The sequence below is a fragment of the Streptomyces sp. NPDC093510 genome (assembly GCF_040683555.1).
In the GTDB taxonomy this organism is placed as follows: Bacteria; Actinomycetota; Actinomycetes; order Streptomycetales; family Streptomycetaceae; genus Streptomyces.
In genome coordinates this window covers 1-17,125 of record NZ_JBFBEE010000010.1, presented here as the reverse complement: position 1 = coordinate 17,125, position 17,125 = coordinate 1, and the positions used below count along the sequence as shown (strand labels likewise).

Annotated in this window: 13 protein-coding genes; 6 read left to right on the top strand and 7 right to left on the bottom strand. The window is 71.7% G+C overall.

The features are described 5' to 3' along the window. Positions 1–21 precede the first annotated feature (21 nt). The 3 genes from ccrA to AB0N81_RS17350 form a co-directional block, all read right to left on the bottom strand. A complete protein-coding gene (gene ccrA / locus AB0N81_RS17360) occupies positions 22–1,383 on the bottom strand; it encodes a crotonyl-CoA carboxylase/reductase (protein ID WP_365359022.1) in 1,362 nt (453 codons plus the stop codon). Positions 1,384–1,775: 392 nt separating this feature from the next. Beyond that, positions 1,776–2,600, bottom strand: coding sequence for a TetR family transcriptional regulator (locus AB0N81_RS17355; RefSeq protein ID WP_365359483.1), 825 nt, complete (start codon positions 2,598–2,600; stop codon positions 1,776–1,778). Between the two features lie 115 nt (positions 2,601–2,715). Beyond that, on the bottom strand, positions 2,716–4,497 hold the full coding sequence (locus AB0N81_RS17350) for a 3-hydroxybutyryl-CoA dehydrogenase (RefSeq protein WP_365359020.1): 1,782 nt from the start codon (positions 4,495–4,497) through the stop codon (positions 2,716–2,718). 356 nt (positions 4,498–4,853) lie between these two features. On the opposite strand from AB0N81_RS17350, the gene AB0N81_RS17345 reads away from it, so the two are divergent. Continuing rightward, positions 4,854–5,423 (top strand): adenylosuccinate lyase, encoded by a 570-nt coding sequence (locus AB0N81_RS17345; RefSeq protein ID WP_365359018.1) that lies wholly within the window; start codon positions 4,854–4,856, stop codon positions 5,421–5,423. Here the strand turns inward: AB0N81_RS17345 and AB0N81_RS17340 are convergent. From AB0N81_RS17340 to AB0N81_RS17325, 4 genes are all read right to left on the bottom strand, one after another. Further along, positions 5,353–5,961, bottom strand: a complete 609-nt coding sequence (locus AB0N81_RS17340) for a GNAT family N-acetyltransferase (protein WP_365359016.1) — start codon at positions 5,959–5,961, stop codon at positions 5,353–5,355. The genes AB0N81_RS17345 and AB0N81_RS17340 overlap by 71 nt on opposite strands. A 5-nt stretch (positions 5,962–5,966) precedes the next feature. Next, positions 5,967–6,368: a RidA family protein gene (locus tag AB0N81_RS17335; protein WP_365359014.1), complete on the bottom strand. Its 402-nt coding sequence runs from the start codon at positions 6,366–6,368 to the stop codon at positions 5,967–5,969. Continuing rightward, complete coding sequence (locus AB0N81_RS17330) at positions 6,365–7,936, bottom strand: alpha/beta hydrolase (protein ID WP_365359012.1); 1,572 nt, start codon at positions 7,934–7,936, stop codon at positions 6,365–6,367. The genes AB0N81_RS17335 and AB0N81_RS17330 overlap by 4 nt, the downstream gene beginning before the upstream one ends. 120 nt (positions 7,937–8,056) lie before the next feature. Further along, positions 8,057–9,091: an Rv2578c family radical SAM protein gene (locus AB0N81_RS17325; protein WP_365359010.1), complete on the bottom strand. Its 1,035-nt coding sequence runs from the start codon at positions 9,089–9,091 to the stop codon at positions 8,057–8,059. Positions 9,092–9,350: 259 nt separating this feature from the next. Between AB0N81_RS17325 and AB0N81_RS17320 the strand changes: the two genes are divergently transcribed. The 5 genes from AB0N81_RS17320 (at position 9,351) to AB0N81_RS17300 (ending at position 17,034) form a co-directional block, all read left to right on the top strand. Beyond that, positions 9,351–9,875 carry a GNAT family N-acetyltransferase gene (locus tag AB0N81_RS17320; protein WP_365359008.1) on the top strand — a complete coding sequence of 175 codons (525 nt, stop codon included), beginning with the start codon at positions 9,351–9,353 and terminating at the stop codon, positions 9,873–9,875. A gap of 65 nt (positions 9,876–9,940) precedes the next feature. After that, entirely contained in the window at positions 9,941–11,188 is a 1,248-nt protein-coding gene (locus AB0N81_RS17315; protein WP_365359006.1) for an SLC13 family permease, read from the top strand. A gap of 96 nt (positions 11,189–11,284) precedes the next feature. After that, positions 11,285–11,728 carry an SRPBCC family protein gene (locus AB0N81_RS17310; RefSeq protein WP_365359004.1) on the top strand — a complete coding sequence of 148 codons (444 nt, stop codon included), beginning with the start codon at positions 11,285–11,287 and terminating at the stop codon, positions 11,726–11,728. Between the two features lie 199 nt (positions 11,729–11,927). Next, a complete protein-coding gene (locus tag AB0N81_RS17305; RefSeq protein ID WP_365359002.1) occupies positions 11,928–14,396 on the top strand; it encodes an MFS transporter in 2,469 nt (822 codons plus the stop codon). A 163-nt stretch (positions 14,397–14,559) separates the two neighbouring features. Next, entirely contained in the window at positions 14,560–17,034 is a 2,475-nt protein-coding gene (locus tag AB0N81_RS17300; protein ID WP_365359000.1) for a SpoIIE family protein phosphatase, read from the top strand. Positions 17,035–17,125 lie beyond the last annotated feature (91 nt).

Genomic DNA, 17,125 nt, shown 5'->3' with positions numbered 1-17,125 from the left:
TTCCGCTGCTCCTCAGTGCGTTCAGACGTTGCGGAAACGGTTGATCGCGTCGATGTGCTCGGCCCGCAGCTCCGGGTCGCGCACGCCCAGGCCCTCCTCGGGCGCGAGGGCGAGGACGCCGACCTTGCCCTGGTGGAGGTTGCGGTGGACGTCGTAGGCGGCCTGGCCGGTGTCCTCCAGGCGGTACGTCTTGGAGAGCGTCGGGTGGATCTTGGCCTTGGAGATCAGGCGGTTGGCCTCCCACGCCTCGCGGTAGTTGGCGAAGTGCGAGCCGATGATGCGCTTCAGGGACATCCACAGGTAGCGGTTGTCATACTCGTGCATGTAGCCCGAGGTCGAGGCGCAGGTGGTGATGGTGCCGCCCTTGCGGGTGACGTAGACCGAGGCGCCGAAGGTCTCGCGGCCGGGGTGTTCGAAGACGATGTCGATGTCCTCGCCGCCGGTGAGCTCGCGGATGCGCTTGCCGAAGCGCTTCCACTCCTTGGGGTCCTGGGTCTGCTCGTCCTTCCAGAACTTGTAGCCCTCGGCGTTGCGGTCGATGATCGCGTCGGCGCCCATGGCGCGGCAGATCTCCGCCTTCTGGGGGCTGGAGACGACACAGATCGGGTTGGCGCCGCCGGCGAGCGCGAACTGCGTCGCGTACGACCCGAGCCCGCCGCTCGCGCCCCAGATCAGGACGTTGTCGCCCTGCTTCATGCCGGCGCCGTTGCGGGAGACCAGCTGGCGGTACGCGGTGGAGTTGACCAGGCCGGGCGACGCGGCCTCCTCCCAGCTGAGGTGGCCGGGCTTCGGCATCAGCTGGTTGGACTTGACCAGCGCGATCTCCGCGAGGCCGCCGAAGTTCGTCTCGAACCCCCAGATGCGCTGCTCGGGGTCGAGCATCGTGTCGTTGTGCCCGTCGGAGGACTCCAGCTCGACGCTGAGGCAGTGCGCGACGACCTCGTCGCCCGGGTTCCAGGCGTTCACGCCGGGCCCGGTGCGCAGCACCACGCCCGCCAGGTCCGAACCGATGATGTGGTACGGCAGGTCGTGGCGCTTGGTGAGCTCGCTGAGCCGGCCGTAGCGCTCCAGGAAGCTGAAGGTGGACACCGGTTCGAAGATCGAGGTCCACACGGAGTTGTAGTTGACCGAGGAGGCCATGACGGCCACGAGGGCCTCACCGGGGCCGAGTTCGGGGACCGGCACGTCATCCAGGTGGAGCGACTTGCGAGGGTCCTTGTCGCGGGTCTCGAGGCCCGCGAACATCTCCGTCTCGTCCTTGTGCACGGTGATCGCGCGGTACGAGTCGGGCAGGGGGAGAGCGGCGAAGTCGGCGGACGTGACCGCGGCGGTGCCGCTCGCGGTCGCGGTCTGGGCCTGAATCGCGTCCAGGATTTCCTTCACGTTTTGCCTCCGGCGAAGAAGCGTCTGAGGGGGACGCTCTCGAGGGTTGCGTCGGGTGCTGAAGTTGCGGTGGAGGGTGTGCCGTCGGTTCGGCGAAGGGTGGTGCTCGGCGACGCCTTGGTGGGGCGTGGGAGGTGCCTGTGACGCAGGCGTCCGGGCGCTCAAGCCGTGGCTTGTGGGGACAGCCGACGTACGGGAGATCTCTGTACGCCGGCCGCCCGGACAACATCAACGTATGGCACCGCGTGCCAGTCGGCAAGACACTGGGTGCCAGAACTTTTTGACCGATGATCGATCAGTGCAGGTCAGAGGGGGTGAGGGCACGGCGAAGGGGGCGCTACCGGTCGGTAGCGCCCCCTCGTTTTCCCAGGACGAAACAGGTCAAACAGTGACTACGAGCGCTCTCTGAGCGCCTTCTCGATGGTGCGCATGACCTCGTCCAGGGGTGCGTCCGTACGCGCCACCGTGACCAGCACCTCGCCCTGCGCGGACGCCGTCGCCGGGATGGAGGCGGGCAGTGTGTCGCGACCCGCGCCGATCCCCGTGCCGAAGGTGCGGCGGACGATCGCGAAGGCGTGGTCCAGCTGGGTCTCCACGTCGCCCTGGCCGCCGGCCCGCAGCCAGCGCCGCAGCACGTGGTTGTGGGCGGTGACCACCGCGGAGGCGGCGACCTCGGCGAGCAGCGGGTCGTCGTTGCCGTCGTGGTGCGCGTGCTCGTCGAAGTGGCCCAGCAGATAGCGCGTGAAAAGCCGTTCATAACGGGCCACCGAGGCGATCTCGCGCTCACGGAGCGTGGGGACCTCGCGGGTGAGGCGGTAGCGCTCCACGGAGACCGCGGGCGACGCCGCGTACATCTTCATGACTTCCTTGATGCCCCGGCACACCGTGTCCAGCGGGTGCTCGTGCGGCGGCGCCGCGTTGAGCACGGCCTCCGCGCGGATCAGGGTGTCGTCGTGGTCCGGGAAGATCGCCTCTTCCTTGGAGCGGAAGTGCCGGAAGAAGGTCCGGCGTGCCACGCCCGCGGCCGCGGCGATCTCGTCGACGGTCGTCGCCTCGTACCCCTTGGACGCGAAGAGCTCCATGGCCGCGGCCGCCAGCTCCCTGCGCATCTTGAGCCGTTGGGCGGCGGCACGGCTGCCCGCGGCACTCTCGGGAGCGTCGGGGCTGGCGTTGCGTGAGGACTTGGCGGCCTTGGACATGCCACGAACGTACTGCATATGCGCGGCGCGGTGCTCCTGAGGGACGGGGCCGCGCTCCTGGGGGACAGGGCTGCCCGAGGGTTCGAGCAGCCCGCCCCAGCCCGTCCGTTCCCCCGGGCGCTCCTCGGCCGGCTCAGCGCCGGGCATATTCGCGGAAGCCACGACCCGTCTTGCGGCCGAGGCAGCCCGCGGCCACCAGGTGCTCGAGCAGCGGCGCCGGGGCCAGGCCCGGCTCGCGGAACTCGCTGTGCAGGACCCTCTCGATGGCCAGCGAGACGTCCAGGCCGACGACGTCCAGGAGCTCGAAGGGGCCCATGGGGTAGCCGCCGCCGAGCTTCATCGCCGCGTCGATGTCGTCGAGGGAGGCGTAGTGCTCCTCGACCATCTTGATCGCGTTGTTGAGGTACGGGAACAGCAGCGCGTTCACGATGAAGCCCGCCCGGTCGCCGCAGTCCACCGGGTGCTTGCGGATCTTCGCGCAGACCTCGCGGACCGTGGCGTGCACGTCGTCCGCGGTCACCACGGTGCGGACCACCTCGACCAGCTTCATCGCCGGGGCCGGGTTGAAGAAGTGCATGCCGATCACGTCGTGCGGCCGCGAGGTGGCGCGGGCGCAGGCGACCACGGGCAGCGACGACGTCGTGGTGGCCAGGATCGCGCCGGGCTTGCAGACCTTGTCGAGCGTGGCGAAGAGCTGGCGCTTGACCTCCAGGTCCTCGGCGACGGCCTCCAGGGCCAGATCGACGTCGGCGAACGCCTCGTAGGACCCCGTGGGCGTGATCCGCGCCAGCGCCTGCGCCGCGGCCTCGGCCGTCATCCTGCCCTTGTCGACGGAGCGCGAAAGCGACTTTCCGATACGGGACTTGGCCGTCTCGGCCTTCTCGTCGGTGCGGGCGGCGAGCACCACCTCGAAGCCGGCCTTGGCGAAGACCTCCGCGATGCCGGACGCCATCGTCCCGGAGCCCGCGACACCGACCGAGCGGACCGCGCGGCCCTGCGCCCGCTCCTCGTCCTCCGGCGGGGTCAGCGCGTCACGCACCACCTCGGTGCTGCCGGGCCCGGTGTACGTGTAGAAGCCACGCCCCGACTTGCGGCCGGTCAGGCCCGCCTCGCTGAGCTGCTTGAGGATCGGCGCGGGCGCGTGCAGGCGGTCCTGCGACTCGGCGTACATGGCGTCAAGGACCGTGCGGGCCGTGTCCACGCCGATCATGTCGAGCAGGGCGAGCGGGCCCATCGGCAGGCCGCAGCCCAGCCGCATGGCGGCGTCGATGTCCTCGCGGGACGCGTACTTCGCCTCGTACATCGCGGCGGCCTGGTTGAGGTAGCCGAAGAGCAGCCCGTCGGCGACGAAGCCGGGCCGGTCGCCGACCGCGACGGGCTCCTTGCCCAGGGCCAGCGCCAGGTCGGTGACCGCGGCGACGGCGGCGGGCGCGGTCAGCACGGACGAGACGACCTCGACGAGCTTCATCGCGGGCGCCGGGTTGAAGAAGTGCAGGCCCAACACCCGCTCGGGACGCGCCGATTCGGCGGCGAGCCGGGTCACGGACAGCGCGTTGGTGCCCGTCGCGATGATCGTCGCGGGGCGCACGACAGCGTCAACTTCACGGATGACCTGCTGCTTGATCTCGTACGACTCCGGGACCACCTCGATGACCAGGTCGGCGTCGGCGGCGGCCCGCAGGTCGGTGAAGGTGCGGAAGCGGCTGAGGACGCCGCGCCGCTCCTCCTCGGTGAGGCGCCCCCGGCGCACCGCACGCGCCGTCGAGGACTCCAGGGACTCGACGGCCTGCGTGGCCGCCGCCTGGCTGATGTCGATGCCGATGACCTCGCGGCCCGCCCGGGCCAGGACCTCGGTGATGCCGGTGCCCATCGTGCCCAGACCGATGACGGCGACGGTGTTCAAGGGAGCGTCCATGCGTGGACTCCAGGAAGAGAGTGACGACTGAGGGGCGCGCGGGTACGGCGACGAGTGCCGCACGGCGAGCGGGGATTGGTGCGTGTCCTGTCCGGGCGGCGCGAAGGGCACGCCCGATGGAGAAGCCGACCGGCTCTGTCCCGGAGCCGCGTCGTACTGAGGTACGTCAAGTACCGAACCGACCAAGCACTCACAGTGGCTGCGTCACCAGGCCACTGCGAGGAAAGGTATTGCTACGGGGAGTGTGCCCCGCTCACATGAGACTAACCGGCGAGTAACGAGCGCGCCAGCCCGTGATGTTTCCCGATGTCTGTGATCTACATCGCGACCGCTGGGTAAGGCTTAGGCTCGCGACCATGGATGAGGAGTTGCGGACGGTGACGGAACGCTTACGGGCTGAGGCGGGTGGTTCGAAGGAGTACGAGCGGCTGATCGCCACGGACGACCTCGACGAACTCGCCGAGGCGCTCGTCTCACCAGGGCAGCCCTTGTGGGCCAGGGAGTTGGTGGCGCTCAGGCTCGGCGTCGCCGGCGACCGCAGGGCCTTCGAGTCGCTCGTCCTCCTCCTCAACCACCGGGACCCGCCGCGGTGCGCCGCCGCGGCCCACGCCCTGGCCCGCCTCGGCGACCCGCGCACGGCCCGCGCGGCTGCAGCCCTCGCGACCAACGAACTGCGCGTCGCCTACGCCCTGTATCCGGTGCGCCTCCTCACCGAACTGCGCGCCCCCGAGTCGGCGCCCGCGCTGATCACCACGCTGCAGCGCAGGCTCGCGCCCCACGATCCCTACGGCAAGATCGCGCTCGCATGCGTGGAGGGGCTCGGGGCACTCGGCGACGCCCGGGCCAGGCCGGTCCTCATGTCCGCCCGTGGCCACCCCCGCCTCGCCGCCGCGGCATCGGCGGCGCTGGCACGACTGCCGGAGTGAGAGGGCCCGCCAGGGCGGGGCGGGGTCGGACGAGGCCGCGGCTGTAGCGGATCTCGGGCACCGGCACGCCCTCCACCTCCTGCGGGTCGCGGGCGCCGTCCGGTGCGAAGCCCGCGCGCTCGTAGAAACGCCGGGCGCGGGTGTTGCCCTCCAGGACCCAGAGGCGCATCTCGGCGTGGCCCGCGGCGGCGCAACGGGCCACGCACTCCAGCATCAGCGCCCGGCCCACGCCCGTGGAGTACTGCTCCGGGTGCGCGTACAGCGCGTACAACTCGGCCTCGCCCGGCGGCAGATCGTCGTCGCGCGCCGGACCGGCACAGCCCCAGCCGACCACCTGCCCGGCCCGCACGGCGACCAGGTCCACCGTCCCCGGCAGGCCCGTCGCCAGCCGCTCGCGCTGCCACGCCACGCCCTCCTCGACGCTGAGCGCGTCCAGGTACGACCCGGGCATCAGCCCGGCGTACGCCGACCGCCAGCCGAGGACCCGCAGCTCGGCGACGGCCTCACAGTCGGCCTCGCCCATGTCGCGTATCCGCACGGGCGTCACCTCTCCGCCACCACCGCGAACGCCTCTATCTCCATCAGGAACTCCGGGCGGACCAGCGACACCACCTGCACCGCCGAGGCCGCCGGGAGCCGCGAAGGGTCGAGGAAGGCGTCCCGGGCGGCGCGGACCGCGGGCATGTGCGCCATGTCCGTCACAAAATACGTCAGCTTCACCACGTCGTCGAAGGTCGCGCCCGCCGACGCGAGGCAACGCCGCAGGTTCTCGAAGACCTGCCGGGCCTGCGCCGCCGCGTCGCCCTCGCCGACGAGCTCGCCGTCCTCGTCCAGGGCCAACTGGCCGGAGACCGCCACGAAGCGGCCCGTTCCCATGACGACGTGCGTGTACGCGGTGGCGGGGGCGACGCCCTCGGGGGCGCTGATGTGGGTCAGTCGGCTCATGACCCCATGGTGGACCATGGGTGTGACAACGCCCGGCGCGCGGAGGCGCTCCGCGGCTTCGGGGCGGGCAGGGCCTCGCACACGGCGTCGGCCTCGCCGCCCGTCGGCACCTCGCCGGAGTCCAGATAGGCCGCCAAGTGCCGGTCCGGGCACGGGTTCCCGCTCAGCGCGACGCCGTGGTTGCCGCCGTCCCGCTCGACCACCAGGCGGGAGCCGCGCAGCTTCCGGTGCAGGGTCACCGCGCCCTCGTAGGGGGTGGCGGGGTCGTCGGTCGCCTGGAACAGCAGGACGGGCGGCAGCTCGGAGTTGGCGACGTCCGGCGGGGTCAGGTGATGCGTCGGCCAGAACGCGCACGGCGCGTTGTACCAGGCGTTGTTCCAGGTGGAGAACGGCGCCTTCGCGTGCACCCACGCGTGGTCGGCGCCCCACGTCCGCCACTCGCGCGGCCACTGCGCGTCCCGGCACTGCACGGCCGCGTAGACGCTGTAGCTGTTCTCGCCGGCGGCGTCGACCACTCCGAAGTTCTCGTACGCCGTGACGAGGGGGCCCGCCTCCTCGTCGTTCACGTACGAGGCGAACGCCTTGGCCAGATGGGGCCAGTAGCCGTTGAAGTAGGCGCCCGGGACGAAGGTGTCCTCCAGTTCGCCGGCGCCCACCTTCCCGCCCGCGGGCTTCGCGGCGACCGCGTCCCTCATCGCGTACCACCTGGCCTCGACCTTCCCGGGGTCGCCGCCCAGCCGGTACGCGGAGTCGTGCCGGGCGATCCAGGCCATGAACGCCTTGTGGCGGGTGTCGAAGGCCTGGTTCTGGCGGAGGTTGTTGACGTACCAGACGCCCGTCGGGTCGACGAGCGAGTCGAGCGCCATGCGGCGCACCCGGTGCGGATAGAGCTTTCCGTAGAGGGCGCCCAGGTAACTGCCGTACGAGTAGCCGAAGAAGTTGATCTGCTCCGCGCCGAGGGCGGCGCGGACGGCGTCCATGTCCTGGACGACGCTCACCGTGTCGATGAACGGCAGGATGTCCCCGTACTTCGTGGAGCACGCCCGCGCGAACGCCTGCGCCCGGTCGAGGTTGGCGCGCTCCAGTGCGGGCGTGGCCGGGACGGAGGCGGGGCGCACGGGGGAGAAGTGCCCCGGGCGGCAGTTGAGCGCGGGTGTGCTCTTGCCCACGCCGCGCGGGTCGAAGCCGATGACGTCGTACTGCGCGGCCACCTTCCGCGGCAGCGACTTGGCGACGAACCCCGCCATGCCGAGGCCGCTGCCGCCGGGCCCGCCGGGGTTCACCAGGAGCGGCCCCTGGGAGGTCGCCGCGGTGTGCGGGACGCGGGACAGGGCGAGGGTGATCTGCCGGCCGTCCGGCCGGTGGTGGTCGAGAGGGACCCGCAACGAAGCGCACTGGAGCGTCGGATGGTCCTCGGTGGCGCACTTCTTCCAGGGGAGGGGTGCCTGCCGGGTGTGGCTCGCGTACGGCGTATTGGCGTCGGCAGGGGCGCCCGAGGCGGGCGGTACCGCCGTGACCATGGCGGCTGTGGCGGCGACTGAGCAGAGTACGACGGCACGCTTGTTCATCCGGCCTCCTGGGGCAGTGGCTCAAGGGCCCCGCAGGCCGTGACCCTCGGCGCATCTTCCCGGAAAGCCGTGCCGGAGAGAGCCGTCCCGCTCAGAAACAACCCGAAAGGGGCAAGCGATTCACAGCAGCGTGAGCTGGGTGGGGACGGGCGCGGGCTCGGGCTCCTCGGGGACGCGGACGCGCCGGCGGGCACCCGCGCGCGTGGGACCGATGCCGAACTCCTCGGCCAGCTCGTGGACGTGGCGGGTGACGCGGCGCTGGTACCACTTCGGGGCGTAGGCGCCTTCCGCGTACAGCCGCTCGTACCGCCGCACCAGATGCGGGTGGTGCTGTCCGAGCCACGCCATGAACCATTCGCGCGCCCCGGGCCGCAGATGCAGTACCAGGGGCGTCACGGACGTCGCGCCCGCCGCGGCGACGGCCCGCACCGTGGCGCGCAGCTGGTCGGGGTGGTCGCCCAGGAAGGGGATCACGGGCGCCATCAGGACGCCGCAGCCGATGCCGTGCTCGGTCAGGGTGCGCACGACGTCGAGGCGCCGCTCCGGAGCGGGCGTGCCCGGCTCGACGGTCCGCCACAGCTCCTGGTCGGTGAAGCCCACGGACACGGAGATCCCGACGTCCGTCACCGCGGCGGCCTGCCGCAGCAGGTCGAGGTCGCGCAGGATCAGCGTGCCCTTCGTCAGGATCGAGAAGGGGTTGCCGCGATCGCGCAGCGCCTCGATGATCCCCGGCATGAGGCGGTAGCGGCCCTCCGCGCGCTGATAGCAGTCCACGTTCGTGCCCATGGCGATGTGGTCGCCGTGCCAGCGCGGCGAGGCGAGCTGGCGCCGCAGCAGTTCGGCGGCGTTGACCTTGACGACGATCTGGCTGTCGAATCCGAGGCCGGTGTCCAGGTCGAGATAGCTGTGCGTCTTGCGCGCGAAGCAGTAGACGCACGCGTGCGTGCACCCCCGGTACGGGTTGACCGTCCATTCGAACGGCATGCGGGACGCCCCCGGCACGCGGTTCACGATCGACTTGGCCCGGATCTCGTGGAAGGTGATTCCTCTGAACTCGGGGGTGTCGAAGGTCCGCGTGGTCACCGCGTCCGCGCCGAACAGCGCGGCGTCCGCGGTGCCCCGGCGCGGCCCGTCGGATAGGTTCTCCCAGCGCATGACGCCTCCTCGGTAGCACTGACCACAGAATAGAACACATGTTCCCTTGATCGTGCGGGCGGAACGTCGCGGTCTCTCCGGGGGCGTGCTTGGTAGGGTCATGTCAGGCGCGACACGCGCGACCGCAGTGCGACGAGGGAGGTTGATGAATATGGCCCGCCGGACGCCTCATCAGCATGCCCTTGTCCGGGCCGCGCGGGCCTGACGCAACAGAGCCCGTCCTGAGCGGCCCGGTCGTCCGAACGACCTGGAGTGTCGCGTGTCTTCTCTTTCCGTTCTTCCCCTCGCCGGTACCGACCTGAGCACCGAGCGCCTCGTCCTGCGGGACTGGACCGCCGACGAGATCACCGCCGTCGTCCGCGACGAGCGGCTCGTCCACTGGGCGGCGGACTTCCCCGCCGACGGTGACCGCGTCATCGCGGGCTTCGTCGCCGAACAGGCCGGCCCGTCCGGCGTGCCGGGCGCGTACGGCCACCGGCTGATCATCGAGCGCGCGGGCGGCGCCGTCGTCGGCTCGATCAGCCTGCTCTGGCCGCCGAGCGAGGGGGCCGTTGAGATCGGGTACGGCGTGGTGCCTTCGCGCAGGGGCCGGGGCTACGCACCCGAGGCCGTCCGCGCCCTCGTGGCGGCCGCCCTGGCCCTGCCGGAGGTCACCAAAGTCCACGCCGACGTCGACCTCACGAATCCGGCTTCCGTCCGCGTCCTCGAGAAGGCCGGGCTGCACCGCCTGGGCGACGACGAGACGGTGGCCCGCTTCGGCGCCATCGATCCGACCCGGCGGTAAGCGGCGGGAACCTCCACGCCGGGGCGGCGGCCGGGTGGGACCCGGCGCGATGCATGATCGAAGGCATGCTCGTCGAGTCCCTGTCCGTCGCCGCCCTGGCCGTGGTGCTGGTCTGCGCCGTCGTCCGGCCCTTCCGCTGGCCCGAGGCCGCCTTCGCCGTGCCCGCCGCCGGGATCGTGGTCGCGACCGGGGCGATCCCGCTCGACGACGTGCGGGAGGAAGCCGCACGGCTCGGCCCCGTCATCGGCTTCCTCGCGGGCGTCCTCGTGCTTGCCAAACTCTGCGCCGACGAGGGACTCTTCCGCGCCTGCGGCACCTGGATGGCACGCCGGGCCGCGGGCCGCCCCCGCAGGCTGCTCGCCGCCGTCTTCGGGCTCGCCTCGGTGATCACCGCGACCCTGAGCCTCGATGCCACCGTCGTCCTGCTGACACCGGTCGTCTTCGCCACCGCCGCCCGCATGGGCACGCGCCCCGCGCCGCACGTCTACGCCGCCGCCCACCTGTCCAACACCGCATCCCTCCTGCTGCCCGTCTCGAACCTGACGAACCTCCTCGCCTTCACCGCGACGGGGCTGAGCTTCACGCGCTTCGCGCTGCTCATGACCCTGCCCTGGCTGGTCGCCATCGCGGTCGAGTACGCCGTCTTCCGGCGGTTCTTCGCCGCCGACCTCGACGCACCCGTCGAAGGCACCGACGTCACGGAACCGCCGCGGATCCCCCTGTTCGCCCTGGTGACCGTCGCGGCCACGCTCGCCGGGTTCGCCGTGGCCTCCGCCTTCGGCGTCGAGCCTGCCTGGTCGGCGGCGGCCGGGGCGGCCGTCCTCGGAGTACGGGCACTCGTGCGGCGGCGGACGACGCCGGTGGCGATCCTCCGCTCGGCCTCCCTGCCGTTCCTGGCCTTCGTCCTCGCCCTCGGCATCGTCGTGCGGGCCGTCGTCGACAACGGCCTCGGCGACGCCCTGGGACGCGTCCTGCCGGACGGTGCCACCCTGCCCGCGCTGCTCGGCACCGCCGCGGTGGCCGCGCTGCTCGCCAACCTGATCAACAATCTGCCGGCCGTCCTCGCCCTCGTCCCGCTGGCCGCGCCGGCCGGGCCCGGCGCCGTCCTCGCCGTGCTCATCGGCGTGAACATCGGACCCAACCTCACCTACGCCGGTTCCCTCGCCACACTGCTCTGGCGCCGCATCGCCCACCAGCACCGACACGACGTCAGCTTGGTCCGGTTCACGCGCCTCGGGCTCCTCACGACCCCCGCGGCGCTGGTCCTTTCGACCCTGGCGCTGTGGGTCTCGCTCCGGCTCCTGCCGGGCTGAGCGGGCCTCCGGTCGGGACCCCGATTTGGGAGGCCGGTGCACCGGGTGGTTGGCTTTCCGCGAAGCCCCCGAGGAACAAGTGCTGGAGGAAGTGCAATGGCGCAGGTCGAGGCGGTCACGGAGCGGATCATCACGGCAGAGCCGGACGACGTCTTCGACGCGCTGGCCGACTACAACGGCACGCGCGAGAAGCTCCTTTCTGAGCACTTCAGCGAGTACGAGGTGCGCGAGGGCGGCGACGGCGAGGGCACCCTCGTCCACTGGAAGCTGCAGGCCACCAGCAAGCGGATCCGCGACTGCCTCCTCGAGGTCAGCGAGCCCACCGACGGCGAGCTCGTCGAGAAGGACCGCAACTCCTCCATGGTCACGACCTGGACGGTCACCCCGGCCGGCGAGGGCAAGTCCCGCGTGGTCGTGACCACCGTGTGGAACGGCGCGGGCGGCATCGGCGGCTTCTTCGAGAAGACGTTCGCGCCCAAGGGCCTCGGGCGGATCTACGACGTGGTGCTCGGCAACCTCGCCGCCGAGGTCGAGAAGTAGTCAACTCCCGCGTAGCCCATCAGGGTTGTCGTTACGCTCACCGTTTCGAGTGGTTTTCCGTTCGGCCCCGTTGTACGCCGTAGGGCTCCGACCGGCGCTTACGTCCGCCAGGCCCCACACGAGGGCGACTCGTCGCGCTTGCTCGCAGTTGTCGCGTAATGCGAGAAATGCGTCGCAGGCGCGACGAGGGGAGCAGGACGTGGGCGGGATGACGCTGGTGAAGGTCGCCGAGCAGGACGGGCAGGACGAGCGGAACGGGCAGCACCGCGACGAGGTGGCCAACGGGCCCACGCCGCACGGTGATCAGGGCCCGGGGCAGGCACAGGCGCCGCCACCTGATCCCGTTCCGGCCGCGGCGCACGGGCTCAGCCCCAGCCGCGTCCGCATGGTGTTCGTCGGGCTGATGCTCGCGTTGCTGCTCGCCGCGCTGGAGCAGATGATCGTCGCCACCGCGCTCCCGAAGATCGTCGGTGAGCTGCACGGCCTCGACAAGATGTCCTGGGCGATCACCGCCTATCTGCTCACCTCCACCATCGGCCTGCCCATCTACGGCAAGCTCGGCGACCTCTTCGGGCGCAAGGGCGTCTTCCAGTTCGCGATCGTCATCTTCGTCATCGGCTCGGCGCTCGCCGGCTGGTCGCGGACGATGGACCAGCTCATCGCCTTCCGCGCGCTCCAGGGCGTCGGCGCGGGCGGCCTGATGATCGGCGTACAGGCGATCATCGCGGACATCGTGCCGCCCCGGCAGCGCGGCCGCTACATGGGCCTGATCGGCGCCGCGTTCGGCCTGGCCTCGGTCGCGGGCCCCCTGCTCGGCGGCTTCTTCACCGACCACGTGTCCTGGCGCTGGTGCTTCTACTTCAACGTGCCCTTCGGCCTCGTCACCCTCCTCGTCGTCACGCTCGTCCTGAAGCTGCCCAGGCCCACCGCCAAGGCCAGGCTCGATGTGCTCGGCGCGCTCCTGCTCGCCGCCGCCTCCACCTGCCTCGTGCTGCTGACCAGTTGGGGCGGGACCGAGTACGCGTGGGGCGACCGTGTGATCCTCGGGCTCGGCGCCGGTGCGGTCGTGGCGAGCGTGCTCTTCGTGGTCGCCGAGAAGTTCGCGGCAGAACCGATCATTCCGCTGCGCCTGTTCCGTGATCCGGTCTTCAACATCACCGGTCTTGTAGGCATGGTCGTCGGAATCGCCCTCTTCGGAGCGGCCAGTTACCTGCCGACCTTCCTGCAGATGGTCGACGGCGCGAGCGCCACGGAGTCCGGCCTCCTGATGCTGCCGATGATGGGCGGCATCGTCGGCGCGTCGATCATCTCCGGCCAGCTCATCAGCCACACCGGGCGCTACAAGATCTACCCGATCGTCGGAGGCATGCTCTCCGTAGTCGGCATGTGGCTGCTCTCGCGGCTGGAGGAGGACACCTCCCGGCTGGAGTACAGCATCTGGATGGCCGTGCTCGGCGCGGGCATCGGCCTGGTCATGCCCGTGCTGGTGCTCGCCGTGCAGAACGCGGTCCGCCCCGCCGACCTGGGCACCGCCACCAGTGCCAACAACTACTTCCGGCAGATCGGCGGCAGCGTGGGCGCCGCGATCTTCGGCACGCTCTTCGCCGACCGGCTCGCCGACGCGCTCCGGGACCGGCTCCCCGCCGGATCGGGCAAGGCGATGCCCGACGCCGAGTCCATCACCCCGCAGGTCGTCCACACGCTGCCCGCGCCGCTGCGCGAGGGCTACATCCAGGCCTACGCCGACGCGATGCCGCGGATCTTCCTCTACCTGGTGCCGGTGCTCGTCCTCGGCATGCTGCTCGCCTTCTTCCTCAAGGAGACTCCCCTGTTGTCCAGCGCCCCTTCTTCCGACGCACCCGCCGTCGCGCCCGTGACCGTCCCCCACGCCCGTACGACGACGTACGCCGCCGGGGTCCCGGTCTGCGGCACCGTGCAGCACCCCGACGGCACCGTGGTGCCCCGCGCGGCCCTCACCCTCATCGACGTGGCCGGACAGCAGATCGGGCGCGGCGCGAGCGGCGACGACGGGCGGTACGCCCTGAGCACCCCGGGCACGGGCTCCTTCGTGCTGATCGCGGCAGCGGGCGGACACCAGCCGCAGGCGGTCACCGTCACCGTCGGCGAGCGGCCCGTCGAGCTCGACGTCGTCCTCGGCGGCGCGGGCCGGCTCGCGGGATGTGTGGTGACCGCCGACGGAACGCCCGTGAGGGACGCGGCCGTCACCCTCACCGACGTGCGCGGCGAGGTCGTGGCCACCACCCGCAGCGGCCGCGAAGGCGGCTACGTCATCACGGAGTTGGTGGCGGGCGAGTACACGCTCGCGGCCAGCGCCCCCGCGTTCCGCCCGGCCGCGCTGCCCGTCTCGGTGCAGGCCTCGCGCGAGACCCGGCAGGACGTGGAGCTCGCGGGCGGGGCCGTGCTGCGGGGCACCGTCCGGGCCGGCGGGGGGCGGCCCGTCGAGGACGCGCGCGTGACGCTGCTCGACGCGGCGGGCAACGTCGTCGACACCCTGACCACCGGAACGGACGGCGCGTTCCGCTTCGTCGACCTGTCGTCCGGCGAGTACACCGTGATCGCGGCGGGTTACCCGCCGGTCGCCACGGTCCTCCAGGTCGCGGGCGGCGGCCGTACCGAGCGGGACCTGCAGCTCGGGCACGAGGACTGAGCGGCGCGGGGCCGGGGAGCGGCCGACGGCGGGCCCGGGGGCGTGCGCCGGTGCCCCGGCCGCGCGGCCAATTCCCGTATTGCCCCGCACGGCAACCCGCCTCGGCCGTACGGTGGTTGGTGGCGGCTCAGATCTTGCGCCGCCGCGGGAAGGAGCATGGGCCATGGAACGAGGCACTCCGGGCGAGCCGCTGACGCAGAGTGCCGCGTCCGGCCGCATCCCCTTGGCCGTGGTCGTCGTCGACGGCGCCGGTCTCGTCTCGCACTGGAGCGTCGGAGCGCGCCGCCTCTTCGGGTACGAGAAGGAGGACGCCGTCGGCCGCCCCGCGGGCGATCTCCTCCCGGTGCACGGCGCGATCCCGGAGGACCGCGAGTCCTACGGCGCGTTCGACGGCCTCGGCCCCGACCTGGAGACCTCCCTCGACGGGCACATCTCCTATCCGGCCGCCGGGCGTGCGCGACTGACCAACTCGGCCGGCGGACCGAGCACCGACCGCGACCGGGTGGACGTGCTGTGGTGGGCGTACCCCCTGGTGGGCCCCGGCCCCGAGCGGCTCCTCGTGCTCGCCGCCGACGCCACGCGGCTCGCCGTGGCCGACGCCCCGGAAGGCGAGCGGAGCGGGCGGGAGGAGCGGAACGAGCGGGACGATCAGGTCGAGCGGATCGCGCCGGGCTTCGCGCTCCACACGGACTTCCCCGGCGCGGACGAGCTCGCCGCCAGGCTCCCCGAGATCCTGCCGAGCATGAGCGTGGGCGAAAGCGCCCGCATCGTCGCCCAGATCCTCGAACTCGGCTACCCCGTCCTGGAGTTCAGCAGGCACGACCGGGTGCCGGTCACCCCGGACTGGGGTGTCGCCCGCCGGGCCGAACGCAAGGAACGCAGGCAGCGCGCCGCACAGGCGGCCGTCGACGGCGGGCCGGTGGCGCCGGAAGCGGTGGACGACGAGGGCGAGGACCTCGAGTACGCGGCGGTCCGCGAGCACCTCGAATTCCTCAACGAGGTCAGCGGACGCATCGGTTCCTCGCTCGACCTGTCGCGGACGATCATCGAGGTGAGCAGGGCGGTCGTGCCCCGCTTCACGGACGTCGCGGGCACCTATCTGCGCGAGCAGGTCGTCGCGGGCGAGGGCTTCCCCGAGGGGCCGCCGGACGAGACCACCATGTGGCACCGGGTCGCGGTGGAGCACACCGACGAGCCGGGCCGCTGGGACGACGTGGTGCCGGTCGGCGAGTCCATGCCGTTCCCCGCGCACACGCCGTTCTTCCAGTGCATGACCTCGGGCGACCCGGTGCTCGTGCCGCGCATCACCGAGGAGATGGGCAACGCCATCGCCTCCCAGTTCGAGAAGCGTGACATCCGCCCGCTGATCAACCACCGCTCGATGCTCGTCGTACCGCTCAAGGCGCGCAATGTGGTGCTCGGCTTCATGATCCTGCTCCGCCACCGGGAGCGGCCCGTCTTCAACGACATGGACCGCGTCACCGGCGCCGAACTGGCCGCCCGCGCGGGCCTCGTGCTCGACAACGCCCGCATGTACACGTACCAGGAGAGTGTCGCCGACACCCTCCAGGACAGCATGCTGCCGCACATCCAGCCCCGGATGCCCGGCTGCGACATCGCCACCCGCTACCTCCCCGGCACGCTCCTCGGCCGGGTCGGCGGCGACTGGTTCGACTCCGTCAAGCTGCCCGGCTCCAGGACCGCGCTCGTCGTCGGCGACGTCATGGGCCACGGCCTCAACTCGGCTGCGATGATGGGCCAGTTGCGCACCGCCGTACAGACCATGGCCGCCCTCGACCTGCCGCCCGAGCAGCTCCTGCGCAACCTCGACGACCTCGCCCAGCGCCTCGGGGAGCACTACCTCGCGACCTGCCTGTACGCGGTCTACGACCCGATCGCCGGTGAGCTGCGCCTCGCCAACGCCGGCCACATCCCGCCCGTCCTGGTCCGCGCCGCGGACGGCCGCAGCGAACTCCTCGACCTGCCCACCGGGGCGCCCATCGGCGTCGGCGGTGTGCCCTTCGAGTCGGTCCTCGTGCGCGTGGCGCCCGGCGACCGGCTGCTGATGTGCACGGACGGCCTCGTCGAGGTCCGGGGTGAGGACATCGGCGTCGGCCTCGCCACGCTCACCGAGTCCGCCGCGCACCCCGCCGCCTCCATGGACGACGCCTGCGACACGATCATCCGCGCACTCAACACACGGGGCGGCCGCAAGGACGACGTGGCGCTCCTGATGGCCCGGCTCAACGGAATCTCGATGGAGAACGTCGCGCACTGGCGGCTCGCCGTCGACCCCAGTGAGGTGGGCAGGGCCCGCGAGATGGTCCGCTCCCAGCTGCGGGCGTGGTCCCTGCAAGCCCTGATCGACCCGGCCGAGCTGCTCGTCAGCGAACTCGTCACCAACGTCGTGCGCCACTCCCGCAGCAGCAGGATCGATCTGCGGCTGGTCCGTGCCGGGGCGCTGGTGTGCGAGGTGGAGGACGACGACCAGACGCTGCCGACCCTGCTCAGCGCGGGTCCCGGCGACGAGTTCGGACGCGGCCTGCGCGTCGTCAGCGCCCTGTCGAAGGAGTGGGGCACGAGCCGCACGCGCGCGGGCAAGACAGTGTGGTGCGAACTGAGCCTGCCACGCCGCTAGGTTCTGTCTCTCCGATCACACTGGTTGTCTCGTGGCTCCGCCACCACGATGGGCCCTGGAGGCATCGCCTCCAGGGCCCTGGGGATCATCG

What these genes read in the sequence shown, in the direction of transcription:
- AB0N81_RS17355 (WP_365359483.1), bottom strand. Translation starts at nt 2,600, where the DNA reads ATGCAGTACGTTCGTGGCATGTCCAAGGCCGCCAAGTCCTCACGCAAC.
- AB0N81_RS17350 (WP_365359020.1), bottom strand. Translation starts at nt 4,497, where the DNA reads ATGGACGCTCCCTTGAACACCGTCGCCGTCATCGGTCTGGGCACGATG.
- AB0N81_RS17345 (WP_365359018.1), top strand. Translation starts at nt 4,854, where the DNA reads ATGGATGAGGAGTTGCGGACGGTGACGGAACGCTTACGGGCTGAGGCG.
- AB0N81_RS17335 (WP_365359014.1), bottom strand. Translation starts at nt 6,368, where the DNA reads ATGAGCCGACTGACCCACATCAGCGCCCCCGAGGGCGTCGCCCCCGCC.
- AB0N81_RS17330 (WP_365359012.1), bottom strand. Translation starts at nt 7,936, where the DNA reads ATGAACAAGCGTGCCGTCGTACTCTGCTCAGTCGCCGCCACAGCCGCC.
- AB0N81_RS17325 (WP_365359010.1), bottom strand. Translation starts at nt 9,091, where the DNA reads ATGCGCTGGGAGAACCTATCCGACGGGCCGCGCCGGGGCACCGCGGAC.
- AB0N81_RS17315 (WP_365359006.1), top strand. Translation starts at nt 9,941, where the DNA reads ATGCTCGTCGAGTCCCTGTCCGTCGCCGCCCTGGCCGTGGTGCTGGTC.
- AB0N81_RS17310 (WP_365359004.1), top strand. Translation starts at nt 11,285, where the DNA reads ATGGCGCAGGTCGAGGCGGTCACGGAGCGGATCATCACGGCAGAGCCG.
- AB0N81_RS17300 (WP_365359000.1), top strand. Translation starts at nt 14,560, where the DNA reads ATGGAACGAGGCACTCCGGGCGAGCCGCTGACGCAGAGTGCCGCGTCC.